The following is a 17,167-nucleotide window of genomic DNA, read 5'->3' on the forward strand; positions in this document are numbered from 1 at the left end:
CACGCGCATCAGTTCTGCGATTCGGTCTCCGTATTAAACGTGATACTCGTCAACTCTCCGGGCATATATCGCTCGCCCCGATTCACGACGAAGAATTCACAGACCGCCGACATGCGACCGGTGCCGGATTGCGCATTCGCGGCGCCGGGAAATATCTGGGTGCCAGCACCTTTCGCCGGTGCGGGTCGGTAGGTCACCGGCAACTGTGCACCCTCACGCGCACCGAATTCCAGGGATACGATTCCGCTCAGCCACACGGTTTCTCCGGTGCGCAACTTGAATCCGGCACCGTCGGTCGTGCAGTACCGCAGCGAATTCGGTTCGAAGAGGACCTGTCGGTTCGTTCGCAATGTAATGGTCCCGCTCGGAATCCGTCCGGTATGCACCGTTGCCGGAGGCGGCGCACCCGGCTCGTCCGCCGACTGCCGCACCTGATGTTGTCCGGATGACGAACACCCAGCCGCACCGAGACTCACCAGGACGAACACGCTCAGCAACAGGTGGATTCGTGATGTCATACGCAGCTCCTACTTCAAGGCCATCAGCTGCCGCCGCAGCACCCGAATGGTCAATGCGGTGGCGACGATCGCGATGCCGACGAGCACCGCCGCGGCCGTCTCGACATGGTGCAGATCGTGGGTCCAGATCACATCGGTGAACGGCTTCTGCTGCCCCGGTGGCGGCTCGGGTCCCTCGATGAGTCCGATATCGGCACCGAGCCCGGCCGACGCCCACCGCGACGGCGCGGCATACGCGAACGTCCGCAGCACCGCACCGGGCGTGCCTTCGAACGGCGGCGCGAGCCCGGTCATCACCACCTGCAGCGCCAGCACGCCCATCAGTACGAAAACCGCCTGCCGCAATGATTTCGAACAGGCCGATACCAGCAGACCGAGTGCCATCGCGGCGAGTGGCAGCGTAATCGCGAACAGCAGCAGACCGTAGGGCCGTGGCAGCACCGGATTCGCGGGTCCGGACTTGATGCCGAGATATCCTATGGTCGATGCGACGCCGAGCAGCACCGCGAGCGGGGTGCAGGTGATCGCGCGCGCCAACACCACCGAGGCCGCCGAAATGCCCCAGCGCGCTTCACGTTCGATGACGACGCGATCGTCGACGATGGCGGCGAAGGATTGCGCCATCGAGAAGAAGGTGAGACAGACGATCAACGCGATCATGACCGAACTGACCGCACGCTGATCACCGCCCAGCCCTTTGTCGGATGCGGCCGCACCCAACAATGCGGTCAAACCGATGCCCGCCGCCGAACCCAGCGCGAGTGTGCGGAATCCATTGCGTTGGCGGGCCCATTCCCGACCGATCAGGCGCGGCAGGTGCCGGTGCAGGGAACCGCGCATCGGCGCGGGCGCCGCGTGCTCGGCGGGTTGCGGGGACGAGGGTCCGACGGGCGGCCCGGCCTGCCGGTCGGCGCGCAGCCGGTCCATTACCTCCGCGTAGCTGTCGACGCCGAAGGCGCCCAACAACTCTCGGGGTGGTCCGAAGAACCCGAGCCGCCCGTTACCCGTCACCGCGAGCACCTTGTCGGCGCAGTCGACATTCACCATGGAATGGGTGACGACAATGACCGCGCAACCGGTTTCGGCGACCACCCGCAACCGCTGCATCATGGCGCGGTCCAAGCCTTCGTCCAAGCCGGAGGTCGGCTCGTCCAATACCAGCAATTGCGGGTCGCTGAGCAGTTCCATGGCCGTCGAGACCCGCTTGCGCTGACCGCCCGACAGCGTATCGATCCGCTTGTTCACCTCACCCGCCAGCTCCATTTCGGCGATGACGGTGTCGACCCTGGCCGCCCGCTCGGCCCGGGTGGTATCACTGGCCGTGCGCAGACCGGCGACCCACAGCAGTGCGTCGCGCACCGCGAGGTCGCCGAACATGGCGGGCTGTTGCGGCACGAAGGAAACGAGGTGGCTGGCCTGCATGCGGGACGCGACCAGGTCGACGTGCCCCAGCCGCAACGAGCCCGCCGCCAGCGCGACCTCGCCGAGCAGACCCGCGCACATGGTGGACTTCCCGGCTCCCGACGGCCCGATCACGGCAAGCACCTCGCCGCGCCCGAGTTCGAAGGTCAGATCGCGCAATGTGGGTTCGGTGCGACCCCGATACCGCAGGCTCACCCCGTCGAAACGCAGCAGTGGCTCCCGCGCGATCACGGCGGCGGGCACGAGTGTCAGCTGTGCCGGGCCCGATACCTCGAAGGTGTGGTGCGCCAACATGAATTGCTCGCCCACGCGCAGCCGGGCATGCAGCACGGGCTTTCCATCCACGAACGGACGCGCGTTGGTGGCGAGTCCGCGCAGCTCCACCGCACGCCCTGTCCAACGCACCGTCGCATGCCGATGCGCGAGATCCAGTCCGGGCAGGGCGATTTCCGCATCGCCGCCCTCGCGACCGATCGCGAGCGGCCGATCGCTCGGTACCGGCCAGGATCCTGGCCTCGATGGTGAGACATGTTGTCGTGGTGCGGTATCGGCTTGCCGGGGAGTGCGCTGGGCGGGGCCGGTCTGCGATGCGTGCGCGGGCTCATCGATCAGCGTCGGGTCGGCAATCGGGCGTGCTTTGGGCGTGCGGGCAGCCGGTGGGGTCGAATGTGCGGGTTTGCGTCGGGGAGGGGTTCGGCTCGCGGCTGCGGCAGGGTCGACCGGCCTGGGATCCGCCGCGGTGCCGTGCCCAGCGCCCGCTGTCGGTGGAACCGCAGTGGGCGGGGTTGGCCGCCGCCGCGGCGGGGTTTGCGATGCGAGCGGGTCGACCGCGGGATCCGGTCCGCGACCCGACGGACCGACAACCGTTGGCGGCGTGAAGCTTCCGGGGCCGTCCGCGTCCGCCACGACGAGCCGAAAAGTCCGACCGCGCACCGCGATCCGCAGTTCGTGCACCCCCGAGGTGTCGACGGCGGTCCAGCTACGTGGGCCGATGGGGACGTCGTCGAGGGTTGCCTCGATCATCGGATCCACGAGGCGGATGGCCCAGCCGTTGACGTACCGGAATCGAAGCCACTGGCCGGTCGGACCATCGTCACTGACCGAAATATCGGCGCTGGATCCGCAGCCGAGAGAATGGGTGCGACCGGAGATGCGGTGGCGGATCGCTCCGATGGTGACCAGAAGTGCGGGTTCGGACATCGTTCGTTCCAGATCAGGCGAGCGCGACGACAATGGTGACCAGCACGATGAACAGCGCGATCCAGGCGAGAACCACAACGGGTGAAATACGTTGGGACGGTGCACTACTCGTCGGAACGGCGGTGGCAAGTCCGGCGAAGTGGGCGGCGCGGGTGTGCTCGTTCCACGGTTCACGCAGCGCGGAATCGGTCCGCCGATACAGCCGCCCGTCCGGTCGTACTACCGACTGCCAGGCCAGTGCGAGCGCCCGCAGATCGGCGGAGGTGAGATCCGGTTGCGGCGTGGTCAGGAGGCGATCGAGCTTCTGGAAGTCCCCGCCGGGCAGGAGTTGGGCATACTGCCGATACTCGAGCTGGTCGGCGGCCAGATCCTCGGCGAGGCAACGAATCATCAGCAGCGCGAATTTGAACAGATCGGTGGTCGCGGTGAACTGCTGGACCGGATACGGGGGCCGCCACGGCAGCGGATCCAGTCGCGGTGTCGCACCGCGTCCGCCGATGAGGAAGGAATCGCAGTCCAGGAAGTAGTTGTGCGCCGTGACGATACCGTCGATCGGGCGCGCGTCGGTGGTCAGAATGTTGTTCGGCTGTAGATCCCCGACCACGATGTCGTTGTCGTGCAGGAACTCCAGATCCACCAGCAACTGCCCGAGCCGCGCGATCTTGTGCGGGAAGTCGAAATAGGTATGCCCGCGTTTCCGCGCATCCGACACCCGCACCGCGACCCTGGTGAAGGCGCGCGGCTGCGGCCCGCTGTGCGATTCGAAGAAGAATTCGCGCGGCGCCAACGGCATGAGAATGCCCACCACCGTTTCGTTTTCGACGACCACCGCATGCGGCCACGCGCACAGCTCCAGCAGCCGCTTCCGGTCATCCTGATCCAGCCGATGCGGCCAGCCGACCAGTTCGCGCAGCACTTGCGGCCGCAATTGGCGCACGGTATCCCGGTCGTAGCGCTTGAAGGCAACCGATACCTCATCCGGTGTCGTACACCGCCACACCTGCCCGGAACCGCCCTCACCCAGCGGGAAGTCGCCCACGATGCGCAGTTCGTCCGCGCGGTACTCGGTACGACCGGCCGCCGACCACCCCGGCATAGACATTGCCCCCACCTACCGTATTTCCCGGGCGGGCCCGCGCCCGCGTGTCGGCCAGGCCGCGACAATGGTGCGGTCATCGTGCAGGCCCGGCAGGTCGAAGCCGACCAGCTGACCGAAGATGTGCTCGGCGGGTCGCGGCCCGGCGATCTGCGGCAGCAGCGTGGCGTATTGCTCGGGCACCAGCCGGATGGCATCGGCCATCCCGTCGCTGGCCAGCACCACCATCAGATTCGACGGCACGAAGGTGAGTCCGGCGATCACGCGATCGGCATCGCGTGGCAGCGACGGCGTCACGTTGCTGATCATGCCGCGCTTGGTCGCGTGCTGGGTAAGCCATTTGGTGGCACCGGAATCCAGATCGACCAGCAGCAGATCGCAATCGCCGACGGTCGCCCAGGCCAGCGGGTAGCCATCCGCCGAAACCGGGCCGAGGGCAGCGAAGGCCAGGGTGCAGGCCGGGACCGCGGTGCGTTTGTTATTGCCCGCGCCGTGCGGGCTGCGGTAATCGATCTCGGCCGCCAGTTCGTCGACCGCTTCCGCGTCGAGTTGGGCTGCGACCTTCGCGGTGATCTCGGCGGCGAGCGGCTCCCAGGTGGACGGATAGCCGATGTGATCGAGTGCACCGGCGTGTCGGTGCAGCAGCGTCAGGCAGGCCCGGGTCGCGCGCTGGGCGGCGGCATGGGAATTCGCGGCCGAACCGAGCCCGTCGGCGACCGCGAGATACACCCAGCCGCGGTCCGGATCACCGCCGATGGCGTAGGCGTCCTCGCGGGTATTGCCGTCTTTCGCATGCGAAAGTCCTACTTGCGTCGCGGCGTACACGTCGTAGCGGCCGCTGCGGCCACGGTCGACGGCGAGTCCGCTCACGCCCGAAGTGGTCAGGGCGGGCAGTGCCACCGCGCGCGCGGGCTCGGTGCGCTCGACATGCTCTCGGCGTGCGGTCTCGTCGCCGCGTTCGGGAGCGGGAACATCAGTTCGGGGGCGCACCAGCAGGACCGCCGCGCCGGTCGCGATCGCGGCAAGGAAACAGATCAGGGCCGCTGGCAGCCACCACCAGGGCCGCTCGTGCGCGGGTGCGACGATCGAAACCATCAGCAGGTCACCCGCATTACCGAAGGACCGGATGTCGACTTCGTTACCTTCGATATCCCGCTGTATCCCCGGGGAGGGCTTGAATCCCTGCGGAAACGTGATGGGCGTACCCGAAATCAGCGCACAGGTGTCACCCTGCTTATTGACCATTTTCGCCCGGATCGGCCAATTCGACACGCCGACAGCACTTTCTGGTTGGCCCGAGGCCGGTGGGCAGCCGGAGAGTCCCGCGGCGACGACCCGATCGGCAACCGCGTCCGTCGTCCACCGGTCGGCCCCGCGATCACCCAACAGTTGCACAATGATCGACAGCAGCGCACCCAGCAGTGCGATCCCGGCCAGCAGCAGAACGGGGCGTTGGCGAAGTGTATTCAGCGTCATTGGTATTCAGTCCAGTTCCCGCATGCCGATGGGTGTGCGGAACAGGAACCTGCCCTGCCCGACACTGCTGCTGATCGAAAACTTGATGCTGTTGATGATGGCCCGCAACAGATCTCCCGGCGCCACACTGCCCTCGGCGACGCAGGCGACACCGACCGGATTGCGCGAGCGCAATTGCCGTACTGTCTCTTCGCGCACATCACCGATTCCGAGGGCCACTACCACCGGCCGGAATGGGTGGCCCGGCGCCTCGAGTCCGGCCCGCACCGGCACCCAGACGTCGTCGGGCTGGAATTTGCCGCGCACCTGCGGATTTCCATCGGTGAGGAAGAAGATCACCGGCGTATAGGTGTCCAGCCGGGCGCTGGCGAAACGCTTGTGGTCGGCGCGCAATTGCCGGTCCAGATAACGGAATACGTCCGCGTAGTCGGTCGCGCCCTGACGCGGCAGCGCCGGAATGGACGGATCGATGCGCAGCGGAGTCAGCGGCAGCACCGCGACGGCGGAATCACCGAAGGCGACGACCGAAAGATGCGCGGTGTCATAGGTGGTCGGATCCTCCTCGAGCACATTGAGCATATCCGGCAGCGCCTGCTCCACCGTCTCGAGTGGTGTGATCTTCTGATTCGTCCACGCGGGATCCCACATCGATCGGGAGACGTCGCAGACGACATAGAACGGGAACACCCGGCTGGCGCTCACGCCGGCCTGGGTGAGTCTGAAACGGGTATCCTCACGCATTCCTGACTCCGATTAGTTGGAAATTTCTGCGCGGCAATACATTCCGCGAGCGGTGGACTGTTGATCGGCGACGACCTTGCCGTCGACGGTGATCTTGCAGTGGGCCGCACCGACCGGATCGGGCGTGCCCTCGATGAAGACGACGAAACCGCTGGTCCGGTTGCTGACCTGGGTACGCGAATAGGGCAGTGTCGTAGCGCCGGCGCCGAGGTAGCTGCTTGCGCCGTCGCTCCAGCTGAGGTCGCGGACCTTGCCGCTGCCGGTCACGTCGAAGACGATGGTGTGCTTCTTGGTCTGCTCCGGTTTTCCGGTGGGACCGGTCGGGCCGGTGGAACCGGAATTGCCGTTCCCGCTCGATTCTCCGCTGCTACCGGAGGATCCGGTGCTCTTGCCCGTGGGCTGGTCCTGATTCGAAGCCTGATCGACCTGCGGCAGGTGGATATCGAGATTGGGCTTACCGACCGCGAGAAAAACCGCGGCCGCTGCGACCACCGCGAGAACGGCGGTGAGTAGGTACTTCACTGGATTCACTTTCCTGCGCGCCAAGCCCGGTGGACGGGACTGGAATCAGCGTCCGGCAAATCCGGTGCGGAAACATCCCCGCCGTATCACTGAGTGACACGTTCATCGAAATTGGCTGTGCGTGCATTGATTACGGTCGCCCAGGGGTGCGACGCTGGAGAGTTGGATAGGGGTGCGTTGGGGGTTGGCACCGAACACGGGTCGGTACGTTTCGCCGCCCCCTGAGATTCGCGGCACAGACCAACGAATAACCAACGGCGGTCCAACGGATGCCGGTTTGACACCCGCGCTGAAGCGGTCGCACACTCATCGCAGCCGCGCATTTCTCGCGCGGCCTGCTCCCACTTCCCGAGAAGGTCGACATGATGTGTCGTCGCTGTGCTCCGGTCGCCTCGGCGGTGCGAAATGACCGATGACAAAACCGTGGTCGGGCGGGCCGTCGCGATTATCGAGGCGGTCGCCGATGCCCGGGATCCGGTCGCACTGGCCACATTGACTCGGCGCACCGGCATACCGAAGCCCACCGTCCGCCGCATCGCCAACGATCTGGCCCGACGCGGCGTGCTCGAACTGACCCAGGACGGCTATCGCGCGGGCACGCTGCTGATCTACCACGGTCTGCGCGCGGCCCAGCAGCACGGTTTCGTCCTCACCGCGCAGCCGTACATCCAGGATCTGTATTTGCGCACACGCGGCGAAATCGTCTGGTGCGCGAGCCTGTACGGCGGCGAGCTGACCCTCAACGGTTCGGCGTTCGGCCGCAACTACGCCGCGGTGATGAAACGGCAGAATTGGCCGAGCCTCGCTTCGTTCGGGCCGAGCATTGTTCTTACCGCCGCCGGGCGACTGCAGATCGCCGCACACGAGGAACAGGCCGAACATATCCTCGCCATGGGCTGGGCGCCGCTGACCCAGTATTCGGTCACCGATCCGCGCAAGTTGCGAGCATTGCTCGACGAGGCCCGCGATACCGGATTCGTGCACGAGCGCGAGCAATCGGCGGTCGGCTGGAGTTGTGTGGCGTCGGCGGTGCGCGACGGCTCGGGCACGCTCATCGGCGCGATCGGTGTCACTGGCCGCAGTGCCGTGCTCGAACAGCGCAGTCTGCACACCGGATTGGTGCGCTCGGTGCAATCGCTGCAACACGAACTGCGCGAGGACAGCTCGGTCGGCCTGCCGCCGGGCAAACCGATGAAGTCCTTCGGCGAGATCTTCGGCCAGTCCCCACGTTGGACGCCGAACCTCGCACCGTTGCTCGATATGCCCTCGGATTGACTTCCGATTTCGTTACCCCAACGCGATGGGCGGCACACCCGAATTCCCTCCCGTACTATCGCGATCGGGAGCACCGGCCGGGTAGATGAAGGGGGGACGGTGTTGGAGATTCGCCTACCGGCGACCACACGCAACGGGGGTGCGTGGTTACGGCGCCTCGCCGGGACGACTCCGGGTGCCATCGGCGTCGTCGCCGTCGTAACCGTGGTGTTGTGTCTGCTCGCCGGGTCGACCTCGGCCGATCAATTGAGCGGCAAGATCGCTCGGCGCGATGCCGTGCTGGAACATACCGAACCGCTGGCCTATGCCGCACAAACCCTGTATGTCGCGCTGTCGTCCGCAGACGCGTCCGCGGCCACGGCGTTTCTGTCCGGCGGCATCGAATCACCGCAGGTGCGCGGACAGTATCAGCAGGCACTCGCCGAAGCGGCGGCCGCACTGGCGGAGGCGACCGCTGGGGCGACCGATCAGCAGACCAGGAATATCGTTGCCGAGATCGCCGCCGACCTGCCCGCCTACACCGGCCTGGTCGAAACGGCACGGGCGAACAATCGGCAGGGCTTCCCAGTGGGTTCGTCCTATCTGCGCGAGGCCTCATTGCTGATGCAGAATTCGCTGCTGCCCAACGCCGAAATGCTCAACAAGGACCGCATGGCCGCGGTGCGTCAGGATCAGCGCGATATCGGCGCGCTGCCGTGGACGACCATCGTGCTGCTGCTGGTGGTGCTCATCAGTTGTGGCATCGGTACTTTCGTTCTGCTGCGCCGCACCAATCGTCGGGTGAACCTCGGTCTCGCGGTCGCCGCGGGCGCGACCGCCCTCGCACTGTTCTGGGTAGTCGTCGCAACGATTATCGCGGCGACCGCCCTCGATACCGGCAGGTCCGGGGCGACCAGTCGCTTCGAAACCCTGACCCAGGCCCGGATCCTGGCTCAGCAAGCGCGCACCGACGAAACCCTGGAGTTGATCACCCGCGGCGATATCACCACCAGCGAAACCGATTACCGCAAGCACACCACCGATCTGGCGGATCGGTTGGCGACGGTAACCGGCCCGGATTCCGCGGCCTCGCGCAGTGTGCTCGGCTGGACGGCCGGACATGCCAAACAGCGCGAGGCCTACGAGGCGGCGAACTATCCCGCGGCCGTGACGCAGGCCATCGGCACGGGTCCGGACAGCTCGGCGATGTTATTCGCCCATCTCGACCAACTGTTGCGCGACAACCTCGTTCACGAACGCGATGCGTTGCGCGACGGGGTCGACACCGCGGGCGCGACATTGACACTCAGTCCGGCGGGGACACTGGTGCTGTTGTTCGGCGCCGCGGCCTCGACTGTCACCGGCCTGTGGCCACGGCTGCAGGAGTTCCTGTGAGACAGCGAATCATCCTGCGGCAGTGCGGCTTCACCCGGCTCGCGCTGGCCCTCGCCGTCGTGAGCGCGCTGGTGACCGCATGCGGTTCCGATGTCCAGGCCCCGGCGTCGACGAATGTGGCGGCGGTGAACCCCAAGCCCGATCTCACCGAGATCACTACGCCACCGCAGTCCGAATCCGGCGGCAATTGCGATCCGGAGGCGACCCTGCGCCCCGGTCCGTTGCCGAGTCTCGGTGCGATGCCATCGGGTTCGGCTATGGCGGCCATCGTCGCCAATGGCAAGCTGCGGGTCGGAGTGGATCAGAACACCTACCTGTTCGGCTTCCGCAATCCCACCACGGGACAGCTGGAGGGCTTCGATATCGATATCGCGCGCGAGATCGCCCGATCCCTGTTCGGTGATCCCAATCGGATCGAGTTGCGTTCGGTCACTGCGGCCGAGCGGATACCCGCCTTGCAGAACAAACAGGTCGACCTGATCGTGCGTACCTTCTCGGCGACCTGTGAGCGGCGCCGCGATGTCGACTTCTCGGGTGTCTATTACCGTGCGACCCAACGCATTCTGGCCACCCGCAACTCCGGCATCCGAAGCGGCGCGGATCTGGCCGGGAAACGGGTGTGTGTCACTCGCGGCACCACCTCACCGGGCCCACTGTTCAGTCTGCCCAAACGGCCGACGGTGCTGGGCGCGTCCAACTGGACCGACTGCCTGGCCGCGCTGCAACAGGGCCATGTGGACGCGATCAGCGGCGACGATCCGATCCTGGTCGGTCTGGTGGCCCAGGACCGAAATCTGGAGATCGTCGGCGAGGTGCTCGGCATCGGTGCGTACGCGGTCGGCATCGCGCAGGGGCATCCGGAGCTGGTCCGCTTCGTCAATGGTGTGCTGGAACGCATCCGCAGCGACGGCACCTGGCAGCAGCTCTACAACGCCAGACTCAGCGCCCTCGGCCCGTCTCCCGGACCACCGGACCTGCGCTACAAAGAGTGAGACCATGCAGCTACTCACCCTGGCCGAAATCGACGCTGAATTGGCCACCCGCACAATCGAATTCGATGCCATCACGGCGACACTGCTGGAACTGGACAAACATCCGGGCCACACACTGCTACAGCGCTATCCGCCGACCGGGGTGACCGAACAGCGCTGGCTGCCGGTCCGTACCGCGCTCGCGCTGATGTGGGAGGACTACAGCCGCCTGCAGATCATCCTGGATTCGGCGCGCAAGGTGCGCGGCACTCGGGCCCGCCTCGACGACGGTGAGCGCGCCGAGCTCACCCGACTCCTGCGTGGGCGTCCTTACGAGGCCGCGCGCACGCCGATACCGATGGCGCAACGTTCGCTCACCGGACCCGCCGAAGAGGTTCTGTTCGTCGGACTGGCCGATACGGTTGATCGTATGCGGGCCACCTTCCCGGAAATCGCCGAATTCCTCGACGCGGTCGATGCCGTCAACAGCCGGGTGATGTCTGGCCTCGCGCCGCTGCAGGACACCCTGGACAAGGCGGGCGCGGCCGGGGCCGAGACCGCGCAGTTGCGCGCGATCGGCGACGGTATCGCCGCATTGTCGATCCGGTCGGCGACCGACCCACTCGCGCTGACGGTGCCGGAGATCGATACGCGCATCGCGGAGTTGGCCGGGGAGTTGCGGCAGGTGGCCGTGACCCTCGCCGAACTCGATGCGGTGGCAGCGGATTGGGCCGAGGCGGTCGCCGAATCGCGCAGGCGCTTGGCAGCGCTACGGGCAACCCGCACCGCTGCAGCGCAGGCGCGGGTAGAGGTCGAGGCGAAGATTCTGGCGGGCCCGCTGCCGATATACGAGGACGACACCGCCACGCTCGAAGCGGAACTCGATGCGTTGTCGGCGCAATCGGGTGCGGCAGCGGATCTGGTGCGGTTGCGTACCCGGATCGCGGACGCGACCGCGGGGGCGGCCACTGTGCAGGAATTGGCTCAGGGCCTGCTCGATCGGCGAAGTGAGCTGCGTGGACGGCTGGCCGCCTATCAGGCCAAGGCGGCTCGGCTCGGCGTCGGCGAGGACCGAGATGTATTGGCGTGCAATCAGATCGCGACGGGCCTGCTCGCGCGGCGACCGTGCGACCTGGCGGCCGTCACCCGGGCGGTCGTCGACTTCCAGCAGATCATCGGGGAGAAATCGGGGCGGGGCGGATGACCTGTAATGAGCCGGGATGCGACGGCACGATCGACGACGGTTACTGCGTGGTGTGCGGCACCGCGCCCGCCGAGGCCAGCACGATATCGGCGGAACTGCCTATACCGCATGGGGTTTCGAGCGAGGCGCAGGTGTGTGCCGAGCCGGGATGCGTCGGAACCATCGTCGACGGCTACTGCGACGCCTGCGGCACCGCGCCCGCTGAGACCTCCGGGACTTCCGCGCTTTCGACGCGCTCGGGCAGCACCCGTGCCTCCGGCCGCTCCGTGCGCACGGGCCGGTCCTCGTCGAAATCCAGTGCGCGTGGTCGGCTCGGTGCAGGCATGGTGGAGGTGCCGCGGATGCCGCGCATCGACCCGGCCACCGCGGTCCTGGCCGACCCGCAGGTCGCCGAGGGCAAACGGTTCTGCGGCACATGTGAACGACCGGTCGGCCGCGGCCGTGACGGCACGCCAGGCCGCGCCGAAGGATTCTGTCCCAACTGCGGTACCCGCTTCTCCCTCACACCGAAGCTGAGCAAGGGCGATCTCGTCGGCGGGCAGTACGACGTCGTCGGCTGTTTGGCGCACGGCGGGCTCGGCTGGATCTATCTGGCCACCGACCGCAATGTCGCCAACCGCTGGGTGGTGCTGAAAGGTCTACTCAATTCGGGGGATCTGGACGCGATGGCGGCGGCGGTCGCCGAGAAGAGGTTCCTGGCCGAGGTCGAGCATCCGAGCATCGTCAAGATCTACAACTTCGTCGAGCACCGCGGCGCCGACGGTATCGCGGTCGGTTACATCGTCATGGAGTACGTCGGCGGGACTTCGCTCAAACAGATCCTGCGCACCCGCCGTGACGCCGACGGCAGCTATCTGCCGCCGCCGCAGGCCATTGCCTACATCCTGGAGATATTGCCCGCGCTCGGCTATCTGCATTCGCTCGGCCTGGCCTACTGCGATTTCAAGCCGGACAATGTGATGCAGACCGATGAGCAGCTCAAGCTCATCGATATGGGCGCGGTGATCGCCATGGACGATCAGGACAGCCCCATCTACGGCACCGTCGGCTATCAGGCGCCCGAGATCCCCGAGACCGGGCCGACCGTCGCCACCGAGGTCTACACCGTCGGACGCACGCTCGCGGTATTGCTGATGAATGTGCCGCAGCACGGTGGACATTTCGGCGCACTGCCCGGCCCGGACGCCGAACCGCTACTGGCGAAATATGATTCGCTGCACCGATTCATCCTGCGCGCCACCGACACGGACCCCGAGGCGCGCTTCTCCTCCATGGAAGAGATGGCCGATCAACTGACCGGTGTGCTGCGCGAGGTGCTGAGCATCGACGACGGTGTGCCGCGTCCCGGTCTGTCGGCCTACTTCGGGCCGCCCCGCGGCGCATTCGGCGTCCAGGAGGCGCCGACGCCAACGAGTATCGTTGCGGCACTGCCGGTTCCGCTGGTCGATCCGAACGACAGCGGCGCCGCGCTGCTGGCGACCACCGGCGGGACCGCACCCGCCGAACTGGAACCGGTCTTCGAAGCGGGACTGCGCTCGGTACTCATGACCCGCGGTGCGTCCGTGGAAATTCCACTGCGGCTGGTGCGCGCCGCCCTCGACGTCGGCGATTCGGCCGACGCGCTGCGCCGACTCGACGAGCTCACCGACACCCTGCCGGGTGACTGGCGACTGGCCTGGTATCGCGGCCAAGCGGAACTGCTCGCGGGCAATATCGATGCCGCCCATGCCGAATTCGACGCCGTGCACGCGGCATTGCCCGGTGAGGCCGCACCTAAGGTGGCCCAGGCGGCAGCCGCCGAACTTGCGGGCGCATCGGCGGATCGGCAGCGGGCGGCGCGGTTCTACGACACGGTCTGGCGCACCGACCGCGGCTTCGTCAGCGCGGCCTTCGGACTGGCCCGGCTGCGCACCGCCGACGGCGATCGCGACGGTGCGGTCGCCGTACTCGATCAGGTGGATTCGGCCTCGGCGCTCTACACGGAGGCCCGGCTGACGGCCGTGGAAACCATGCTGGCCGACCGCGCACCCGCCGAACTGTCCGAACCACTGCTGCGCGATGCGGGCGGGCGCGTCGAGGCATTGCGGATCGAATCGAAAAGCCGTGGCGCACAAGTTCGGATGCGTGTGCTGGATGCCGCGTTGAACTGGCTGCGAGCGGGTAAAGCACCGACAACACATGGGGCGCTGCTCGGCGCCGATCTCGATCAGGACGGAGTACGAACCGGTTTGGAGCGCTGCTATCGCGACCTCGCCCGCGAAACCGAAGATATGTGGACTCGATTCGAGTTGGTGGATCGTGCCAATGCGATCCGGCCGAGGACGACCCTATGACCCAGCCCGAGACCGAGGTGCAGCCGCGGTGCCCGGAATGCGCGGCGCGGGTCGCGGTGGCGGACCGGTTCTGCGAGGCCTGCGGCCGCGAACTCGGCACGCGCCGGGTCGCGCTGCCGCGGTTGGATCCGGATGCGGCACCGACGTGTGAGGGCTGTGGCGGCACCCGATACGACGCCGACGGCTACTGCGGCGGCTGTGGTCAATTGCGTCCGCAGCCGGATCGGTTCGAGGCCGATCTCGGCGCGGTGTATGTGATGACCGATCGCGGTATCGCGCACGCGCGCAACGAGGATGCGGTCGCCGCCGCGGTGCTGGAAGACGGGGCGAAGCGCCCGGTCGTCACGGTGATCGCGGTCAGCGATGGTGTCTCCACCTCCGAGGATCCGCAGGCGGCCTCGGGCGCGGCCGCGCGGGCGGGCGTCGATGCCTGCCTCACCGCACTGGCCGATGCGCGCTCGGGCACTGCGGTGGTGCTGGCCGGGCTCACCGCCGCGTCGCAGGCCGTGCGCGATATCGCGACACACGATGGCCACGCTCCGTCGTGCACCTACGTTTCGGCCATCGTGCGCGGCTACGGCGGCGACGGTGTGGAGATCACCGTCGCGAATGTCGGTGACAGCCGGGCATATTGGTTGCGGGGCACCGGCATCGAGCCGATCGCGGGCGGGAATCTGCCGTCGACCCGATTGACGGTCGACGACTCGTGGGCACAGGCGCTTGTCGATGCCGGCGCGATGGACGAGCAGTCCGCGATGCGGGATCCGCGGGCACATACCCTGCTGCGCTGGCTCGGTGCCGACAGCGAGGACAAACCGTGGTCGGACCGATGTGTGAAGACCTTTCACACCACGGGTCCCGGGGTGCTGTTGCTCTGCAGTGACGGACTCTGGAACTACGTATCCGATCCGACGGCGCTCGCGCGGATGGTCGGCGCATTGCCGCGCGAGAAGGCGGCGCGGGCGCTGGTCGAATTTGCACTACGGTCCGGGGGGAGCGACAACATCACCGTCGCGCTGGTGCCGATCGGGCCATCGGTCGATGCAGGAGAAGAACAGTGAGTTCAATTGCGAATAACGGTATTTCGGTAGCGATAGACCAGAACGAATATCTGGCCGAGGGTGCGGGCACGGTCGATGCGGTGGTGACCGTGGAGACGGGTGCGGATTTCGTGGCGGCCGGACCGGAACCGCAGCGACTGGAGGTGCTGATCATCGACTGCTCCGGATCGATGGCCACCGATAGGAAGTTCGAGGGTGCGCGCCGGGCCACCCTGGCCGCGCTCGATGTGCTGAAGGACGGCACCCGGTTCGCGATCATCGAGGGCACGTCGATGGCACGGCTGACCTATCCGAGCGATAAACCATCGGTGTCGGTCAACCGCGATACCAGGGCCGCGGCCCGGCGCGCACTGGATAAGTTGCGCCCCAACGGCGGCACCGCCATGGGCACCTGGCTCGGACTCACCCGGCAGCTGGCCAAGAAACATCCGGGTGCGATGGTGCACGCCATTCTGCTCACCGACGGGAAGAACGAGCACGAGGAACCGGCGGGGCTGGCCGCGGAGATCAAACAGTCCGAAGGGATCTTCACCTGCGACTGCCGCGGCGTCGGAACCGACTGGCAGGTGGAGGAGTTGCGCACCATCGCCTCGGCGCTGCACGGCACGGTCGATATCGTCGCGGATCCGGCGAATCTGGCCGCGGACTTCACCGCGATGACGCAGACGTCGATGGCCAAGGCGATTCCGGAACTCACCCTGCGGGTGTGGACACCGGCGGGCGCCACCGTTCAGTTCGTCAAGCAGGTCGCGCCGACCATCGCGGATCTGACCGCCCGCCGCGCCGACACCGGACCGCAGTTGGGGGAGTACCCACTCGGGGCCTGGGGTGCGGAGGACCGCGACTATCACGTGCAGGTGCGGGTCGAGCCCGCCGCGCCGGGGCGGGAGAAGCTCGCGGCGCGGATCAGCGTTGTCGCGGGCGACGAGGTGGTGGGGCAGGGATTGGTACGTGCGGTGTGGACCACCGAGACCGAGCTGTCGGCCCGCATCAGCAGGCGCGTCGCGCATTACACCGGGCAGGCCGAACTCGCCCAGGTTGTGCAGGAGGGGTTGAGCGCGCGCAAGAACGGTGATGTGGCGACCGCGACGGCAAAGCTGCGGCGCGCGGTCGAGTTGGCCGCCGAATCCGGGAACGAGGGCACTGCGAAGCTGTTGCGCGGTGTGGTCGAGGTGGACGAGCGCAATGGCACCGTGCGCTTGCGCGCCCGGGTCGAGGCCGCGGACGAAATGGCCTTGGACGCACGCTCGACCAAGACGGCGCGGGTACGCAAGGAGGGGTGATGGCGATTGCCACCTGTCCGGATGGGCATCAGTCCGTTGCGACGGACTATTGCGATGTCTGCGGTTCGCCGATAGGTGCGCCCGCGCCGGCGGTGGCGACCGCGCTGTGCCCGTCGTGTGGATCGCCGAGCACCGGCCGCTTCTGTGAAGTCTGCGGCGCCGATTCGGCGCTGCCGACGCCGGTGCCGCATGCGATCACCGAAATGGTCACGGCGGTTTCGGCCGCCGAAATCCAGGGCCGTGCCGGTGCGGTGACATGGGTCGCCACGATCACCGCCGATCGCGAGTTCTACGACCGGGTGCAGGCCCGCAAGGGCCCCGACGCCGACCAGGTGGAATTCCCGGCGTTCTATCCCGAGCGCCGAATCACCTTGCGCGGCACCGATATCTTGATCGGCAAACACAGCGTGTCCCAGGGGCTGCAGCCCGACATCGATCTCGGCATCGCCCCCGCCGACGCCGGTGTCTCCCGCGCCCACGCGATCCTGCACATCGCCGAAACCGGCATCACCATCACCGATCTCGGCTCCACCAACGGCACCAGCCTCAATGGCAGCGACGAGCTGATCCCCGCCGAGGTGCCGGTCCCGCTCCGGAGCGGTGACCGCATCCACCTCGGCGGCTGGACCACGATCGTAGTGACAGTGGCGGACCGACCACCACGCCACGTCCCGTCGGCGCGCGGTTAGCG

The 17,167-nt window shown here is 67.1% G+C and carries 14 protein-coding genes; 8 read left to right on the forward strand and 6 right to left on the reverse strand.

The window, feature by feature from the left end; translation table 11 throughout:
- Window positions 1-8 precede the first annotated feature (8 nt).
- From AB0L58_RS14275 to AB0L58_RS14300, 6 genes are read right to left on the reverse strand one after another with little or no spacing between them, the layout of a single operon-like run.
- On the reverse strand, window positions 9-518 hold the full coding sequence (locus tag AB0L58_RS14275) for a hypothetical protein (protein WP_364386397.1): 510 nt from the start codon (window positions 516-518) through the stop codon (window positions 9-11).
- A gap of 9 nt (window positions 519-527) precedes the next feature.
- Complete coding sequence (locus AB0L58_RS14280; RefSeq protein ID WP_364386399.1) at window positions 528-3,140, reverse strand: ATP-binding cassette domain-containing protein; 2,613 nt, start codon at window positions 3,138-3,140, stop codon at window positions 528-530.
- Between the two features lie 13 nt (window positions 3,141-3,153).
- Window positions 3,154-4,242: a hypothetical protein gene (locus tag AB0L58_RS14285; protein WP_364386401.1), complete on the reverse strand. Its 1,089-nt coding sequence runs from the start codon at window positions 4,240-4,242 to the stop codon at window positions 3,154-3,156.
- Between the two features lie 9 nt (window positions 4,243-4,251).
- Window positions 4,252-5,712, reverse strand: coding sequence for a protein phosphatase 2C domain-containing protein (locus AB0L58_RS14290; protein WP_364386403.1), 1,461 nt, complete (start codon window positions 5,710-5,712; stop codon window positions 4,252-4,254).
- A gap of 6 nt (window positions 5,713-5,718) precedes the next feature.
- A complete protein-coding gene (locus tag AB0L58_RS14295) occupies window positions 5,719-6,453 on the reverse strand; it encodes a VWA domain-containing protein (RefSeq protein ID WP_364386405.1) in 735 nt (244 codons plus the stop codon).
- Window positions 6,454-6,465: 12 nt separating this feature from the next.
- Window positions 6,466-6,975, reverse strand: a complete 510-nt coding sequence (locus AB0L58_RS14300; protein ID WP_364386407.1) for a hypothetical protein — start codon at window positions 6,973-6,975, stop codon at window positions 6,466-6,468.
- A gap of 405 nt (window positions 6,976-7,380) precedes the next feature.
- Here AB0L58_RS14300 and AB0L58_RS14305 point away from each other — a divergent pair, with 405 nt between their 5' ends.
- From AB0L58_RS14305 to AB0L58_RS14340, 8 genes are all read left to right on the forward strand, one after another.
- Window positions 7,381-8,250, forward strand: coding sequence for an IclR family transcriptional regulator C-terminal domain-containing protein (locus tag AB0L58_RS14305; protein ID WP_364386409.1), 870 nt, complete (start codon window positions 7,381-7,383; stop codon window positions 8,248-8,250).
- Between the two features lie 99 nt (window positions 8,251-8,349).
- A complete protein-coding gene (locus AB0L58_RS14310; protein ID WP_364386411.1) occupies window positions 8,350-9,624 on the forward strand; it encodes a hypothetical protein in 1,275 nt (424 codons plus the stop codon).
- Entirely contained in the window at window positions 9,621-10,616 is a 996-nt protein-coding gene (locus AB0L58_RS14315) for a glutamate ABC transporter substrate-binding protein (protein ID WP_364386413.1), read from the forward strand. Before AB0L58_RS14310 ends, AB0L58_RS14315 begins: the two co-directional genes overlap by 4 nt.
- Window positions 10,617-10,620: 4 nt before the next feature.
- Entirely contained in the window at window positions 10,621-11,799 is a 1,179-nt protein-coding gene (locus tag AB0L58_RS14320) for a hypothetical protein (protein ID WP_364386415.1), read from the forward strand.
- Window positions 11,796-14,132 (forward strand): tetratricopeptide repeat protein, encoded by a 2,337-nt coding sequence (locus AB0L58_RS14325; RefSeq protein ID WP_364386417.1) that lies wholly within the window; start codon window positions 11,796-11,798, stop codon window positions 14,130-14,132. Before AB0L58_RS14320 ends, AB0L58_RS14325 begins: the two co-directional genes overlap by 4 nt.
- Window positions 14,129-15,193 carry a phosphatase gene (locus AB0L58_RS14330; protein ID WP_364386419.1) on the forward strand — a complete coding sequence of 355 codons (1,065 nt, stop codon included), beginning with the start codon at window positions 14,129-14,131 and terminating at the stop codon, window positions 15,191-15,193. The genes AB0L58_RS14325 and AB0L58_RS14330 overlap by 4 nt, the downstream gene beginning before the upstream one ends.
- Window positions 15,190-16,476, forward strand: a complete 1,287-nt coding sequence (locus AB0L58_RS14335) for a VWA domain-containing protein (protein ID WP_364386421.1) — start codon at window positions 15,190-15,192, stop codon at window positions 16,474-16,476. The genes AB0L58_RS14330 and AB0L58_RS14335 overlap by 4 nt, the downstream gene beginning before the upstream one ends.
- Window positions 16,476-17,165 (forward strand): FHA domain-containing protein, encoded by a 690-nt coding sequence (locus tag AB0L58_RS14340; protein WP_364386423.1) that lies wholly within the window; start codon window positions 16,476-16,478, stop codon window positions 17,163-17,165. The genes AB0L58_RS14335 and AB0L58_RS14340 overlap by 1 nt, the downstream gene beginning before the upstream one ends.
- Window positions 17,166-17,167 lie beyond the last annotated feature (2 nt).

This window comes from Nocardia sp. NPDC052112 (assembly GCF_040680135.1).
Taxonomy (GTDB): Bacteria; Actinomycetota; Actinomycetes; order Mycobacteriales; family Mycobacteriaceae; genus Nocardia.